Source organism: Pseudomonas sp. Sample_9 (genome assembly GCF_004307535.1).
Lineage (GTDB): Bacteria > Pseudomonadota > Gammaproteobacteria > Pseudomonadales > Pseudomonadaceae > Aquipseudomonas > Aquipseudomonas mercuritolerans.
The window spans coordinates 2,560-17,456 of the sequence record NZ_RAZO01000213.1; the positions used below are offsets into that span (position 1 = coordinate 2,560).

The 14,897-nt window shown below is 59.2% G+C and carries 16 protein-coding genes, 1 tRNA gene and 1 pseudogene; 9 read left to right on the forward strand and 9 right to left on the reverse strand.

Annotated features, from left to right (window positions below):
• The 8 genes from D6877_RS11605 to D6877_RS11650 all read left to right on the forward strand — a co-directional run.
• The coding region (locus D6877_RS11605) for a hydroxymethylglutaryl-CoA lyase (protein ID WP_130910916.1) at positions 1–873 on the forward strand (873 nt) is incomplete at its 5' end.
• A 181-nt stretch (positions 874–1,054) separates the two neighbouring features.
• Positions 1,055–2,386 carry an MFS transporter gene (locus D6877_RS11615; RefSeq protein ID WP_130910866.1) on the forward strand — a complete coding sequence of 444 codons (1,332 nt, stop codon included), beginning with the start codon at positions 1,055–1,057 and terminating at the stop codon, positions 2,384–2,386.
• Positions 2,387–2,922: 536 nt separating this feature from the next.
• Positions 2,923–3,657: a hypothetical protein gene (locus tag D6877_RS11625; RefSeq protein ID WP_130910918.1), complete on the forward strand. Its 735-nt coding sequence runs from the start codon at positions 2,923–2,925 to the stop codon at positions 3,655–3,657.
• Positions 3,658–3,693: 36 nt separating this feature from the next.
• On the forward strand, positions 3,694–4,413 hold the full coding sequence (locus D6877_RS11630; RefSeq protein ID WP_130910867.1) for a hypothetical protein: 720 nt from the start codon (positions 3,694–3,696) through the stop codon (positions 4,411–4,413).
• 4 nt (positions 4,414–4,417) lie between these two features.
• Positions 4,418–4,834: a fosfomycin resistance glutathione transferase gene (fos, locus tag D6877_RS11635; protein ID WP_122691684.1), complete on the forward strand. Its 417-nt coding sequence runs from the start codon at positions 4,418–4,420 to the stop codon at positions 4,832–4,834.
• A 60-nt stretch (positions 4,835–4,894) separates the two neighbouring features.
• On the forward strand, positions 4,895–5,533 hold the full coding sequence (locus tag D6877_RS11640; RefSeq protein WP_016771303.1) for a LysE family translocator: 639 nt from the start codon (positions 4,895–4,897) through the stop codon (positions 5,531–5,533).
• A gap of 74 nt (positions 5,534–5,607) precedes the next feature.
• A complete protein-coding gene (locus tag D6877_RS11645) occupies positions 5,608–6,957 on the forward strand; it encodes a diguanylate cyclase (RefSeq protein ID WP_130910868.1) in 1,350 nt (449 codons plus the stop codon).
• 153 nt (positions 6,958–7,110) lie between these two features.
• Entirely contained in the window at positions 7,111–7,614 is a 504-nt protein-coding gene (locus D6877_RS11650) for a DUF4142 domain-containing protein (protein ID WP_122691681.1), read from the forward strand.
• Positions 7,615–7,774: 160 nt separating this feature from the next.
• Here D6877_RS11650 and D6877_RS11655 read toward each other — a convergent pair whose 3' ends face one another.
• Positions 7,775–8,185 carry a low affinity iron permease family protein gene (locus D6877_RS11655; protein WP_130910869.1) on the reverse strand — a complete coding sequence of 137 codons (411 nt, stop codon included), beginning with the start codon at positions 8,183–8,185 and terminating at the stop codon, positions 7,775–7,777.
• Positions 8,186–8,344: 159 nt separating this feature from the next.
• Between D6877_RS11655 and tam the strand changes: the two genes are divergently transcribed.
• Positions 8,345–9,115 (forward strand): trans-aconitate 2-methyltransferase, encoded by a 771-nt coding sequence (gene tam / locus D6877_RS11660; protein ID WP_130910870.1) that lies wholly within the window; start codon positions 8,345–8,347, stop codon positions 9,113–9,115.
• A 525-nt stretch (positions 9,116–9,640) separates the two neighbouring features.
• Here tam and D6877_RS29880 read toward each other — a convergent pair.
• The 8 genes and pseudogenes from D6877_RS29880 to D6877_RS11700 form a co-directional block, all read right to left on the reverse strand.
• Positions 9,641–9,868 (reverse strand): annotated as a pseudogene (locus D6877_RS29880) (transcriptional regulator); the annotation flags it as partial.
• Positions 9,869–9,927: 59 nt separating this feature from the next.
• The gene (locus D6877_RS11670) at positions 9,928–10,335 is read right to left on the reverse strand and encodes a type II toxin-antitoxin system HicB family antitoxin (RefSeq protein WP_024011974.1); all 408 of its coding nucleotides are present in this window, start codon (positions 10,333–10,335) and stop codon (positions 9,928–9,930) included.
• A 35-nt stretch (positions 10,336–10,370) separates the two neighbouring features.
• Positions 10,371–10,550, reverse strand: coding sequence for a type II toxin-antitoxin system HicA family toxin (locus D6877_RS11675; protein WP_016771297.1), 180 nt, complete (start codon positions 10,548–10,550; stop codon positions 10,371–10,373).
• 436 nt (positions 10,551–10,986) lie between these two features.
• Positions 10,987–11,060, reverse strand: a tRNA-Gly gene (locus tag D6877_RS11680).
• Positions 11,061–11,217: 157 nt separating this feature from the next.
• Complete coding sequence (locus D6877_RS11685) at positions 11,218–12,102, reverse strand: alpha/beta hydrolase (protein WP_073473119.1); 885 nt, start codon at positions 12,100–12,102, stop codon at positions 11,218–11,220.
• 315 nt (positions 12,103–12,417) lie between these two features.
• The gene (locus D6877_RS11690) at positions 12,418–13,110 is read right to left on the reverse strand and encodes a pseudouridine synthase (RefSeq protein WP_130910871.1); all 693 of its coding nucleotides are present in this window, start codon (positions 13,108–13,110) and stop codon (positions 12,418–12,420) included.
• A 33-nt stretch (positions 13,111–13,143) separates the two neighbouring features.
• Entirely contained in the window at positions 13,144–13,374 is a 231-nt protein-coding gene (locus D6877_RS11695) for a cysteine-rich CWC family protein (protein WP_016771293.1), read from the reverse strand.
• Positions 13,367–14,854, reverse strand: coding sequence for a sensor domain-containing diguanylate cyclase (locus D6877_RS11700; protein WP_130910872.1), 1,488 nt, complete (start codon positions 14,852–14,854; stop codon positions 13,367–13,369). Before D6877_RS11700 ends, D6877_RS11695 begins: the two co-directional genes overlap by 8 nt.
• Positions 14,855–14,897: the final 43 nt, after the last annotated feature.

Here is a 14,897-nt window from a genome sequence, read left to right on the forward strand (position 1 = left end):
GGTTTGCAGATCGAGCCGACATGGGTGGAAACCGCTGACAAGATCGCCCTGATCAATCAACTCTCGCAGGCCGGATTCAGCCGCATCGAGGCCGGCTCTTTCGTTTCGCCCAAAGCCATTCCGGCCCTGCGTGACGGCGAGCAGGTATTCAACGGCATCCAGCGTCAGCCAGGGGTGATTTACGTGGCGTTGATCCCCAATCTCAAAGGCGCACAACGCGCACTGGCGGCCAATGCCGATGAGTTGAATCTGGTGATGTCCGCCAGCCAGACCCACAACCTCGCCAATATGCGCATGCGTTGCGAGGAGTCGCTGGCCGCGTTCGCTGACATCGTTGCGTTTGTCAGCGGTTCAGGGGTGCGCCTTAATGGCAGCATCGCCACCACCTTCGGTTGTCCGTTCGAAGGCAAGATTGACGAGGAGCGGGTACTGCAGATCGTCGATGCTTATCAAGAGCTCGGCATTCAGGGCATCAGCCTCGCCGACACCACCGGCATGGCCAATCCGCGTCAGGTCGATCGCTTGGTGCGGCGCGTTTTGCAACGGGTTTCGCCGGCTGACCTGACCCTGCATTTCCACAACACCCGCGGCCTCGGTCTGTGCAATGTGCTGGCCGCTTATGAGGCCGGTGCCCGGCGCTTCGATGCGGCGCTCGGTGGCCTCGGTGGCTGTCCGTTTGCGCCGGGGGCGTCGGGCAATATCTGCACCGAAGACCTGGTGAACCTGTGCGCTGAAGTCGGCATTCACACGGGCATCGATTTGCCGCTGTTGCTGAAGCTTTCGCGCGGCTTGCCGGCGCTGTTGGGCCACGATGTCCCCGGCCAACTGGCCAAGGCCGGGCGCAACTGCGATCTGCATCCGATGCCGACCTGAAGATACAAAACCCTTGTGGGAGCGAGCCTGCTCGCGAACGCGGTGTGTCATTCAACATCGGTATCGACTGATCTGGCGCATTCGCGAGCAGGCTCGCTCCCACAGTTCAAAAGCATTCAGCAGTACCACCAGACAACAAAAACAATCGGACGCCCATCGGCAGTCCGCCTGGAGAAAATCTATGAGCCTCAACGTAATGGACGCGGGCGTGAATCCGTCCGTCGATCACGACGCCGAAAAAGCCCTGGTCAGCAAAGTCGCCTGGCGCCTGATGCCGCTGATCATGGTCTGCTACCTGTTCGCCTTTTTCGACCGCATCAACATCAGCTTCGCCAAATTCCAGTTGCAGACCGACCTGAGCCTGAGCGACACCGCGTACGGCCTCGGCGCCGGGCTGTTCGTGGTCGGTTACGTGCTGTTCGAAGTGCCGAGCAACATGATGCTGTACAAGGTCGGCGCACGGCGCTGGATTGCGCGGATCATGATGTCCTGGGGCGTGGCGACGGCGGCGATGGTCTTCGTCAACAGCGAATGGCAGTTCTATGCGCTGCGCTTCGTCATCGGCGCGATGGAAGCCGGGTTTGCTCCGGGCGTGCTGTATTACCTGACCCTGTGGTTTCCGCAGCACTTCCGTGGCCGCATCACCTCGATGCTGTTTCTGGCCTCGGCGTTTGCCGGGCTGGTCGGCGCGCCGTTCTCGGGGCTGGTGTTGCAACACCTCGACGGCGTGTTGCAGATGCGCGGCTGGCACTGGTTGTTCCTGCTCGGAGGCGTGCCATGCATCGCCCTCGGTTTTCTCGTGCTGACTCAGCTCAAGGACCGCATCGAGGATGCGCACTGGCTGACCGCTGACGAGAAGAAGTTGCTCGCCAGCCGCATCGCTCATCACGAGCCACACAAAAGCGGCGGCTCATTGCTCGCGGCGCTGAAAATCCCCGGTTTCCTGACGTTGGGTTTGATCTACTTCCTGATTCAGGTCGCGTCCTACGGATTGAATTTCTGGGCGCCGCAATTGATCCGCAGCGCCGGCACCGAAAGCCCGGTGATGATCGGCCTGCTGACCGCCATTCCGTACATCTGCGGGGCGATCAGCATGGTGGTGATCGGACGCTTGTCCGACGCCACCGGTGAACGGCGCAAGTTTGTCGCCGGGCTGGTGATCGTCGGCGCGATCGGCTTCTTCAGCGCGGGAATCTTCGCCAGCCACACGACCTTCCTGATCGTCGCGCTCGGCCTGCTCGGCGCCGGCATCATCGCTTCGATTCCGAGCTTCTGGACACTGCCACCGAAGCTGCTGGCGGGCGCCGGTGCCGGCGCGGCAGGCGGGATCGCAGTGATCAATACCCTGGGGCAGTTCGGCGGGATCGTCAGCCCGGTCATGGTCGGGCGCATCAAGGACCTCACCGGCAGCACCACCCCGGCGCTGTACGTCATCGGCGTCGCCGCGCTGATCGCCGCAGCGTTGCTGCTGTGGGGCTTGCCGCAGAAATTGCGTACGCTGGACAAGTATTGAGATTTGCGGCGTCTGTGATGACGCCTTCGCGAGCAGGCTCGCTCCCACATTTGCAATGCGGCTTTCCTGTGGGAGCGAGCCAGCTCGCGAAGGCCGGTTCATAAGCACTGATGAACCTTCAGAATCACCCGGCAGCTACAACGTTCCTTCCCACTTTTGCGCAATAGTCCTGACGTCGTCTGCAGAAGCAAAATCACCGTCGTCGGCTTCCTGCGCTGCTCGCTGGACTTCCCGGATTTGCCATTGTTCTGCTGGGTAGTCGCGGGAAGTATCTGATGCCAATTCAGCCTCGTTCCGGCCCGTCGATATATCGACCCTTGTGAGCGTTTCGTTGCCTACGTCGGGGAAAAGCGGAGAGGAGGGAGACATCTGTAATCTCGGTGCAAGTGGATTCAAGAAAATCACCTTACAGCACCAAATGACATGGGGCTATGTACGCTTGCCTGCCTCTGTACTGGCAATCTGGCCTGGTGCGGTTGAATCGTCCGATTCAGAAGGGGATAGTGCGCGGCTGCAATGTCATCAAGGAGAGGGAATTGACAATGAAGTCCATATGGATCAGCGCTGCCGCGCTCTGCGGATGGTTGATGGCTGGGCAGGCGTGGGCCGATTGCACGCCGCCTGCGGTCAGTGGCGAAGCGGACTTTTCTTTGTGCAAGGAATGGCCGGCTTATCCGTCGCTGACGATTACCGCGCTATCGACGTTCGTGCCCGATCCCGTCTATGGCCAGGAGGGCAGGGTGGGTTCATACGATCTGGATCTGGCCGTCATCGCGGCCGGCAGCTCCAACCCGCTGGCGACCTATCATCAGCCGTCGACGTTTCTCTCCGATGCGATCGCGCTGGAGAGTCTGGAACTCGACACGGCGCGTTATAAACTCACGCCCGACCTTCGCGCATTCGGCGTACGCGCCCATTTCAAAGGCTCGTCGCGCGTCAATCCGCTGGATGAGACCCTGCTGTCGCTTTACGTGAAAGAAGGCGACAAACTGCGCCCGGTGCTGGATCGCTTGGTCGTCTACAGCTTCAGTGGCGAATGGGACGGCAATTGCGCCGGGGAGCGAGCGGAGACGGTGCGTACGCTTGAGATGGGCAAAACCAGTTCCCATGGTTACGCCGATATCATTGTCCGCTCAGTGACCACGGGCCTGGTCGGTGAGGGGTCACCCGACACCTGCGAATCGAAAACTACCCACGAAAAGCCGGTGCTGAACACGTTGCGCTATGACGGCAAAACCTACGTTTTGCCGCAAGGTTTCAAGGGCATGTGACTGGTGTTACTGATACGAATACTTCAAGGATGAATCATGAATCTGCATCTCCGAATCTATATCGCCCTCGGCTTGTTCGCGCTTACGGCTGAGGTCCATGCCGCTTGCGAAGTAAAAAAATTCGACGGCCATACTCTCTCGCGCTGCAAAATCTGGCCTGCGTTCAACACTCAATCAATTGCAGCGAAGGCCACCTTCGTTCCCGATTCCGCGGGTGCTCAAGACGGCGTGTTCGATCTGGCACTGTCAGTAATCAACGCCACGACGGGAAACACAGTCGCCAGTTATGCCAAACCCGGCGCTTACAACTCCGATGCGATCAGCTTCGATGATCTGATCATCGATACGGCGCGTTACCGCTTGGCGGCGGATGTCCGTGCGTTCGGGCTGCGATCGACGTTCATGAGCCACGGTTCCAGAGCGAATCCGTACTCCAAAACCGACCTGGCTTTGTATGTTCGCGAAGGCAATCGCTTACGCCCAGTGCTGGAAGGCCTGGTGGTGCGCAAGGATTTCGGTGAGGGTACCGGGGAGTGCGATACGCGAGACACACGCATTCGCAGGACTGTCGAAATCGGCTCATCCAGCCACAACGGGTTTGCGGATCTGATCGTCAGTTCCAGCGGTTCGTTGATGGAATCTTTCACTTCAGGCAAACAATGCGCTTCGAAAACCACCAACCTGAAGAATACCCGGGTCACCCTGATCTACGACGGCCAGCAATATGTCGTTCCCGAAGACCTCAGAGGTTACTGATTCGATGCTTACCGGTCTTAACCACCTGACCCTGGCCGTCCGCGATCTGCAGCGCAGTCTGGCGTTCTATCGCGATGTGCTGCAATTGGACGTCGAAGCGACGTGGGATAACGGCGCCTATTTGTCACTGCCCGGACTGTGGTTGTGCTTGTCAGAAGATCCTCAGCGCAGTGGGGAGCCGGGCGCGGACTATACCCATTACGCTTTGAGCGTGAGCGCGGCAGATTTCACTTCACTGGTTGAGACGTTGAAATCGGCTCAGGTGCCGCAGTGGCGAGACAACCGTAGCGAGGGCGCGTCGTTCTACTTTCTCGACCCCGACGGGCACAAGCTGGAAGCCCATGTCGGCGATTTGCAATCGCGGCTGGCTGCGTGTCGGCAGAAACCGTACCCCGGCATGCGTTTTAACGACGCGCAGTGATCGGGCGCAGTCGGCTGATATAGACTGGCCGCCACGTGTTCTGGCGCTCGCAGGTTTTCCATGACTCCATCATTGCTGTTGGCCGTTCTGGCTTCGGGTTTCATCTACGGGATCACCCCCGGGCCGGGCGTGCTGGCGGTGTTCGGCATTGGCGCGGCCCATGGGCGGCGGGCCGGGGCGGGGTTTCTGTGTGGGCATCTGCTCGGCGACGTGATCTGGTGCAGTACCGCGCTGGTGGCAATCGTCGGCGCCCGTGAGATCGGTAGCACCGCGTTCGATGTACTCGGCGTGCTCAGCGCGGTGTACCTGTTCTGGCTCGGCTGGCGTGCGGTGCGTGCCCAACGCCGCAGCGGCGACGAGGCGCAAGGGGCGGCGCGACAGCCGTTCTGGCACGGCATCGTCTTCGGCCTGACCAATCCCAAGGCCTACCCGGTGGCGGTGGCGACCTTCACGGCGCTGCTGTCGAGCCGCGCCGAACTGCTCAATTGGTCGATGCTGCCGGCGCTGATCGCCCTGAGCTTTATCGGCGGTGCGCTGGCTTACGCTATCCTCATCGGCGTGGTCGGCGCGCAGCGGGTGCGCACGGTGTATCAGCGTCATGAACTGCTCATCACCCGTTTATGCGGCGTGATGTTTATTGGCTTCGCCATCAATGCGTTGATGCACGCGCTGCCGGGGCTGCTGCCGAACAAGACTTGATGAAATGGCAGGGACGCGCAACCACGATCACGGACGATTGAAATCGCTGCACTGTGCGGACATCCCGTAGAACCATGGAAAGCCCTAACCCTGCGCCGCTGGCGAGCTACATGGACCTGTTGCTGGACGCCGTTTGCGCGGTCGACAAACAGGGCCGTTTCGTTTTTGTCAGCGCTGCCTGCGAGCGGATTTTCGGCTACACGCCTGACGAGCTGATCGGCCGCTCGATGATCGAGCTGGTGCACCCGGCCGATCGCCAACGCACCCTCGCGGCCGCAGGCGAAATCATGGGCGGCGACCCGAAGCACAATTTCGAGAACCGCTACCTGCGCAAGGACGGCAGCGTCGCGCATATTTCCTGGTCGGCGCGCTGGTCGGAGGTCGACCAACTGCGCATCGCCGTCGCCCGCGATATCACCGAGCGCAAGCAGGCCGAGTCGCGGCAAGCGGCGTTGTACGCAATTTCCGAGGCGGCGCATGCGGCGGAAGATTTGCTGGCGCTGTTCAAAAGGGTCCATTTGCTCATTGGCGAATGGCTGCCGGCGCTGAATTTTTCCGTGGCGCTGTATGACGAACACTGCGCGCAGCTGAGTTTTCCCTATCACGTCGACGATCACGAATTGCAGCCCGAGCAGCCCGGCACCGTCATCGGACGGCTTTGCGCGCAAGTGATCCGCAGCGGCCAGCCAATGTTGCTGACCCCGGACAGCGCCGATGCCACGCCCGACTTCGCTGCGCTGGTGGCGGAGCAGAACGCGCCTTGCTGGCTCGGCGTACCGCTGAGCTCAAAAAACGGCACCATCGGCGCCTTGATCGTCAAAAGCCTCGCTGGCGGCGAACGCTACACCGAGCAGGACAAGGAACTGCTGCAATACGTCTGCGCACAAGTCGCCACGGCCATCGAACGACAGCAACTGCATGCGCGGCTCAAGCGCATGGCGCAATACGATCAACTGACGCAACTGCCCAACCGCGAACTGCTGCGTGACCGGCTCAGGGCTGCGCTGGCCCATGCGCGAGCCGTGCACGGACACATGGCGCTGCTGTATGTCGATCTGGATCGCTTCAAACAGGTCAACGACACCCATGGCCATGCCGTCGGTGACATGCTCCTGCAAACCGTGGCCAATCGGCTGAAAGGCTGCGTGCGTGAAACCGACACCGTGGCGCGTATCGGTGGCGATGAATTTGTCGTGCTGTTGCATAGCGTGCATGCCGCCGAAGATGCCGACAGCGTCGCCGGAAAAATCCGTCAGGTGCTGGCGCAGCCCATGCGCCTCGACGGGCATGACTTGCGGATCGAATCGAGCATCGGCGTGGCGCGCTTTCCTGAACACGGTGAAGAAGAACAGCAACTGTTCCGGCATGCCGATCAAGCGATGTATGCGGCCAAACGCCTGAATCATCGGGCGCTGGGCATCTGAAGCGGGAGCGCCGTTCGTCGCGGCCTCGGCAGATTTTCTAAACCTTTGAACGCCAAAGCATTCCTAACTGAGGCGGACAATTGTCCGCAACGAGCATTTGAGCAGCGGGCGAATCACGGCCCGCTTGAATTTTCAACGAAGGAGGGCGCGACCATGAGCCGGATGGCCACCCGTTTACGTAATGCCAGTTTTGCGACTCTGCTGGGCCTGTGCGCCAGCACTGCGTTCGCCCAGTCGCCTGCCGAATTCATCAACGATGCCTCTGCCAAAGGCATGGCCGACATCGAAGCCAGCCGTCTGGCCCACGGCAAGACCGAATCCAAAGAGGTCAAGGATTACACCATCGTCGTCATCAACGACCGCACTACAGCCAACCAGCACCTGGCGAAAATCGCCAAGAAGCTCGACCTGCCGGTCGCACCTCGCGAAGAGCTCGCCGACAAGGCCAAAGAGCTGATGCCGGAAGTGAAGGACGGCGCGACATTCGATCAGGCTTACGCCGCCAGCCAGGTCAAGGCGACCGAAGAGGCCATCACCCAGATCGAGCAACAGGCACAGACTACCGACGTGCCGGAAATCAAAGCGTTTGCCGATGAGACCTTGCCGAAGCTGCAAAGCCATCTGGAGAAGGCCCGGGCGTTGCAGGCCAGTCGCTAACTTCGCCGTATTGTTGCAGCGCGAACGAAGCCTTCAGTTGAAATGCATGTTTCCTTTGTGGGAGCGAGCCTGCTCGCGAAAGCGGTGTGTCAGTCAATGATGTTTTGACTGACCTCCGTCTTCGCGAGCAGGCTCGCTCCCACAGGGTGTGTTTACTTGCTCAGCACTCGTTCAAATCCTGCTTTGGCTTGCTCTTTTCGCCAAGCCCCTCAAGATCGAACACCTGATTCTCACCCAGCGCGCGGTAATGCCGGCGCAACGCTTCAAGCTGTTTCAGATCCAGCGCCTCCAGCCCGAGCATCGCGTTCTGCGCTTCCTTGTTCACCCGCAGCAGCTCATCGAGTTTCAAGTGCAGAATGTCGGTATCGCGGTTCTGCGTGTTCTGAATCAGGAACACCATCAGGAACGTGATGATCGTCGTCGAAGTATTGATGATCAGTTGCCAAGTGTCGTTGTAACCAAAAATCGGCCCGCTCAAACCCCACAACCCGATCAGGATCAACGCCCCCATGAACGTCTTCGGGCTACCGGCCCACAGGGCAAGTTTTTGGGCAATTTTTGCGAATTTCATGATGGGAGTCCTTGTTTTGGGAGCTTGAAATTCAGACATCGGCGTTGCGCTGAAAATTCTGTTTACAAGTTTCGGTGCAGGACTTTGGTAGGGAAGGCGTACCGGGCAGATCGCGGTATCGTGTCGGCAGTCGACAGAAAACCTCAACAGGAGAACGCAATGAGTTGGTCTGCCCAGCAATACGTCGCTTTCGAAGATGAACGCACCCGTCCGGCCCGTGATCTGTTGGCGGCGATACCCACGGCGCACGCCCGGGCGGTGGTGGATATCGGTTGCGGGCCGGGCAATTCCACCGAGTTGCTGGTGCAGCGTTTTCCCGAGGCCAGGGTCAGTGGCCTGGACAGTTCGGCGGACATGATCGCCGCCGCGCGCAAGCGCTTGCCCAATGTGCAGTTCGAGGTGGCCGAGATCGACAAGTGGGCCGATGAAGGCCCGTTCGATATGATCTTCGCCAATGCGGTGTTGCAATGGGTGCCGGATCACGCCTCGCTGCTGCCAGCCCTGGCGAGCAAGCTTTCAGACGGTGGCAGCCTGGCGATCCAGATGCCGGACAACCTCAACGAACCGTCCCACCGCTTGATGCGTGAGGTCGCCGCCAATGGGCCGTGGGCGAGCAAGCTCGCAGACGCTGCCGGGCAGCGTACCGACATGGCCAGTGCCAGTGAGTATTTTTCAATGCTGCGCCCGCACTGCGCGCGGGTCGATGTGTGGCGCACCACCTATCATCACCAACTTCGCGATGGTGCGGCGGGGGTGGTGGAGTGGTTCAAGGGTAGCGGGTTGATTCCATTCCTGAGCCCATTGACCGAGGAGGAGCGGGCGCAGTATCTGCAACGGTATCTGGCGGAGGTTGCCAAAGCTTATCCGGCCTTGGCTGACGGCTCGGTGCTGTTGCCGTTTCCACGTTTGTTTATTGTTGCGACCCGTTGAAAATATTCATTCGTCTAGCTCGTTTTTTATCGTGAGTTCGACGCATTGGTTCAGGTCGGCGTAACTCGCAAGAACAACCCGATCGGTCCCCTCTCCCTCGGGAGAGGGTTAGGGTGAGGGGCTTCTTGGCGCAAAACCCCGATCACCGCCGCACCGCCACCATCACCGTCCTCTGGCATCCTTTCAACTCGTTCACGCTGAACTCGTCGGAAATTTCCCTCTGTTTTCCAGGCTTTTACACGTGGTGCGCCATGGCTGTTTAAAGTCGAATCGCGTTACGTCCCGATGCCTACAAATCCTTGCGCCGCTGCCTACCGGTACGCCAGAATCCGCCTGCTTGTGCGCCTGGCGGGCGGGCGGTAACTTGGTTCGCGTCACTGATTTCCAGTGATCGGGTTTAGCAGCCCGGCCAGGATTGACCAACGGTTGCACATGTACCTTCCAGTCAGGCTTCGCCTGCACTTGATGGTGGCTGTGCGCATGGCACCCTCGGGTGCGCCGGGTTTTGGACTTCCTACCGGTCTGCTAAGGAATACGCAAGCCATCGTGCAGACGTTTGATCATTGCCAGACTCAGCTTGCGCTTGCGGTTCAATACTTCCGAAACATGGCCACTGGTGCCAATAAAGGACTCGAGATCCCGCGGCGTCAAGCCTTGCTGATCCATACGGAATTTGATGGCTTCAATGGGATCAGAGGGCGGCATCGGAAAATGCTGCTCCTCATACTTTTCAATCAGCAGAGCGAGAATTTCCCCAAACGTCAGACATGAAAAAACCGGCGACTGAGAGCCGGTTGGGCAGTAAGAATTTTTTAACCCTGCTGCAAGACTTTCAACGCCGCCGAAGCCAGAAACCCCGATCGGCTTTTCTCCTCAGGATGATGTAACACGTACTCATCAATGCGATTGAGCAAGTGCCCCGGCAGAGTGATGTTGAGCTTCTGTGCTTTGCCCAGGTATTTGACCACGTCGATATCCACTACCGCCCACGCACATCCGGCGTACTGCGGATTGGCGACATGCAGGCTCAATTTGCTGGCCGATGGAATCGGCGCACCGTCGTCTGCCAGAATTTCGAAATGACCTTCGATCGCCTCGCGCGCCATGGCGACAGCGTCATCAAGGTCGTCGCCGGCAGAAAAGCAGCCAGGAATGTCCGGCACTTCAACTCCCCAAGCGTGTTCCTCGTCGCCTATTGAAATCGCAATCGGGTAAAGCATGTTCGTGATCCTCCAAGGCAACGCTGAGAACGGATTCAGAGCATGGCCTGTTGCAAAATACTGATGGCCGTTTTTTTGAGCAGATCCTTTTTTGGATGCGGCACTGTTACCAATCCTGGTTTGGTTGGATGTTTGAAGTGATGATGACTGCCCCGAATACGTACCAGAAACCAACCGTCCGCGACGAGTTGTCCGATTAAAAAACGGCTGTTCACAACACCTCCCTGTGGTGTGCTTGGTGGTTACTATACCTACTGAATTCTACAGATCAATAGACTTGCTACCGTTCAGCCATTGTGGCGTCCGGCGAGGTGGTCAACCCAGTCTAGGCCGCGCGTGTTTGGAGGAACGATGGTTGTGTTGCAGTGTTTTGCGGTGACATTTACGCCGCAAAATGAAAGCAGATCGCTCAGCCAGTCATTGCGACTGATAGAGCGAGCTTACCCGTCGTTTCAACGAAGGAGGGCGACGTTGGTAGCGATCCTTCTCTGGATGATTTTCAGAGTCGCTGGGGTTCTTTTTGGAGCTGAAGGCTTTTCCTTGGAAATTGTCTTTCACCAACTTCCAGACACAAAAAAACCGGCCATCAATGCCGGTCTTTTCTATTCCTGCATCCCTCGTCGGACAACACAACGCGAGATCAATATTCGGTGGAGCGGGTAGAGGGAATCGAACCCTCATCTAAAGCTTGGGAAGCTTTCGTTCTACCACTAAACTATACCCGCTCAGAGCGGCTGACTTTGTACCAGACTCGGCCACGGATTTGAAGTTTTCTTTTCTCTGCGAGGGCTTTGCCACGCAGAAATCGGTCGATCGCGAGCAAGGGCTGCGCCGGTGCAACAGGCACTTCAAGCTTGCAGCCTTGCCCGCGATGACGCTGTTTCAAATGGCCAGTGCATGTTGATCCTGCACAAACGAGTAGCGCGTTCGGCTGGCTTGCGGCGCAGGTTTCAGAAAGCCGAGCAGGGCGTTCTGGCTGTCGCGGCAGGCGGCTTTGTGCTCCATGTCGAGAAAGTGCCCGGTGGCTTGCAGGGTGGTGAAGCTGCTGTGCGCTACGTGATTGCCAAACAGGCGTGCGTCTTCAGCAGCGGTGTATTCGTCCCATTCGCCATTCAGGAACAGCACCGGCACGCTGATCTTTTTCGCCGCATTCAGATAGCACTGGCGATCGCTGTGCAGCACGTCGTTGATGTGAAAGTGCATCTGTCCGTATTCATGCTCGGCGAGGCTGCTGACGTGGCGATAGTTGAAGCGCTTGAACAGCGACGGCAGGTGTTTGCCGATGGTGTTGTTGACCAGATGGCCGACCCGATCGCCGTCGCGGCTGCCGAGGTAGTCGACGCCGCGCTCGAGGTAATCGAGCATGTGCGCATTGATCACCGGTGAGAACGAGCTGATCACGGCTTTTTCAATGCGCCGCGGTTGCTGGGCGAGGGCGACCAGGGTGGCGGCGCCGCCCCAGGAGAACGACAGCACGTGTTCGGCGGCGAAGTGATCGATCAGCTCCAGCAGAATCTGCCCTTCGACTTCCTTCGTCAGATGTTTCTCATGCCGGTTGTGGGCTTTTGAGCGGCCCGCGTAGGGCTGGTCGTAGCAGACCACGTTGAATTGCGGGTGCAGGTTTTTCACGGTCTGTGCAAACGACGCAGTCGTGGCCATCGAGCCGTTGACCAGAATGATGGTCTTTTCTGCGGCGTCTGCGCGATAGAACTCCGTGTAAACCCGATACTGACCCTGTATATCCAGCACAGCGATTTCTGGCCTCATGTCATAAGACTCCTGGCAAGCAAGCGGGTATGCGCGCAATCGAGATTGCACGAGCTTTGTGACAGGTAGGCATACGCCTGAAATTTGCTGGCCCATGTCGATCCGGTACGGCAGGTCGACGGGTGTTGTTATTGGCGGGCAGATTGCCGGCTGAGGCGCAGCCCTTGAGGGCAGACGACCGACAAAAGTTTCTTGGAAGTATGTGGTGACTCATCGGTCACATTTCGGCCGACGTCCTGATTCAAGCAGGGGACTCAGGATCACGCAAGTGCCGTCGGCGAATTGTTCGACAACTTCGGCTGAGCGGTCGCCGGCTTAGAACAAATGAATCTCTTCGGTGCGCAAAGCGCGGTATTCGCCCGGTTTTAGCGCGTGATCGAGGGTCAGTTCGCCGATGGATTCGCGGTGCAGGCGCAGGACTTTGTTGTTGAAGAACCCAAACATGCGCTTGACCTGATGGTAGCGGCCTTCAACGATGCTCAGCCGTGCCGAGCGTGGGCCGAGCAGCTCCAGTTGCGCCGGTTGCGTGGTCAGATCTTCGAAAGCGAAGTAGATGCCCTCGGCAAATTTCAGCGCGTAGCTGGGGTCGATGTGCTGTTCGGTTTCGACGTAATAGACCTTCGCCAGTTTGGTTTGCGGCTGCGTCAGGCGCCGCGACCAGGCGCCGTCATTGGTGATCAGCATCAGCCCGGTGGTATTGAAATCCAGACGTCCGGCGATGTGCAGATCGTCCTTGTGCGCTTCATCGAGCAGGTCGAGCACGGTCGCATGCTGCGGATCGCGGGTGGCACTGACGCAGCCCGGCGGTTTGTGCAGCATGAAATAGCGCGCCGGTTTGCCGCTTTGCAGCACCTCATCGTCGACTTCGACCCGACTGAATTCCAGCACCTCACTGTGCGGGTCGCTGACGACTTTTCCGTCAATCCGCACGCGCTTTTCCACCAGCAACAGGCGAACCTGCTGACGGTTGTAGCGGGGCAGATTGCTGAGGAAGCGGTCGACGCGCATGGTCAGGATTCAACGGACGAAGGGCCGCGCATCTTACGGGATCGGCCGCCGGCCTGCTTGCAGTTGCGCTTCGACCTGTGCGCAGCGCGGGCACAGGCAGGCTTGATTGCGCAGCTCGGCCGGCAGCGCTTCGAGCACCGCCGGGTCGATGGTCACGCCATAGCACCAGCATTCGCGGTCGGCGGTGCGCGGGTCGGCGAGGCTGCAATCGTTGCGGGCGCCGCAGGCCGGGCAGTGGTCGGGTTTGACGTCGTTATCAGGCATAGGTCGAGTGCGGCATTTCCATGCAGGTGCGGTTGCGCCCGGTTTGCTTGGCGCGGTACATCGCATGATCGGCCCGCGACAGCAGAGTGTGCAAGGTGTCATCACGTTGCACGGTGGTGGCGCCGATGCTCACGGTCAGATGCAGGCTGTGGCCATCGTAGGCGTATTCGTGTAGTTCCACGTGCTGGCGGATTTTCTCGGCGATTTTCTGCCCGGTCTCACCGTCGGTGTCTTTCAACAGAACGATGAACTCTTCACCGCCCCAGCGGCAGACGATGTCGGCGTGGCGCAGGCAACTTTGCAAGTCGCGGGCGAAACCGATCAACACCTGATCGCCAGCCATGTGGCCATAGGTGTCGTTCAAGGCTTTGAAGTGGTCGAGGTCGAGCAGCAACGCGGTCAGCGGCTTGGTTTCCCGTTGGGCCTCGTGCAGCGCTTGCGCGGCGAGGATGTCGAAGCCGCGTCGGTTCGGCAGTTCAGTGAGACTGTCGAGGGTGGCGTGCGCCTGAATCTTCGCTTGGAAGCGCTTGATCACCCGATTGAGCAGCGCCAGCACGATCAACGTCACCAGCAGGCAGATCAGCAGATTGAGGTACAGCGACTGGCGGATCTCGCTCAGCGCGCCGTCCTCGCGTTTGTCGACGAACAGGTACCAGTTCAACTCGGGGATAAACCGCACGTTGAGAAAATGCCCCTGGCCCTGAGTGGAATACTCGTAGCTGCCGCTGTGTGGCTTGGGCAATTGGCTGACCAGACTTTTCATGCTCTCCAGTTCGCCAAGACTCTGGCCGATGTGCGCGCCTTCCGGGCCACCCTCGGCACCGGTCAACACGAGGCGGCCGAAGGTGTCGACGAAGTACACGCTGCGTTGATAGCGCTGTTGATACTTGTCGATCAGCTTGATCACCGCGTCCACCGTCAGGCCCACGCCCGCCGCCCCGATGAAGCGGTTGTGGTAGTCGTAGACCTTGTAGTTGATGAAGAACGTCAGGTTGTCCCTGTTGGCCAGATCCGGGTCGACGTTGATCTCGTACGGGTCCTGCATGTCGCGCACGCGGAAGTACCAGGTGTCGCGCGGCTCGTCGACTTTGACCTGCTTGAGCACGCCTTTGGCGTGGTAGTAGGTGAGCGTGGCATTGGAAACGAAGAACGCCGTGTAGGCGCCGTAATGGGTCATGACCTCGTCGAGATAGCGGGTCATCTGCTCGGGATTCTGCTCGCCGTTGACCACCCAGTCGCGCATGAACGTGTCACGGGACATCATCGAGGAAATCAGGATCGGCCGGACCAGGTCTTTCTGGATTTCCGAATAGACCGTGTCGGAGGTCAGCGGCAGTTCGGTGTTGACGATGTTGTCGCGGATCGACGCGCGGGAGGCGAAATAGCTCAACAGTGACGTAGCGAGAAAGCCGGCGCCGAGCAGGGCGACCAGGGTGAGCACCAGTGAACGTTGCGAGTACAAGGGAGAACGAAGCGGCATGGCAGATCCGTTGGCAGTGGCCCGATGGGATGCATTCTAGTGG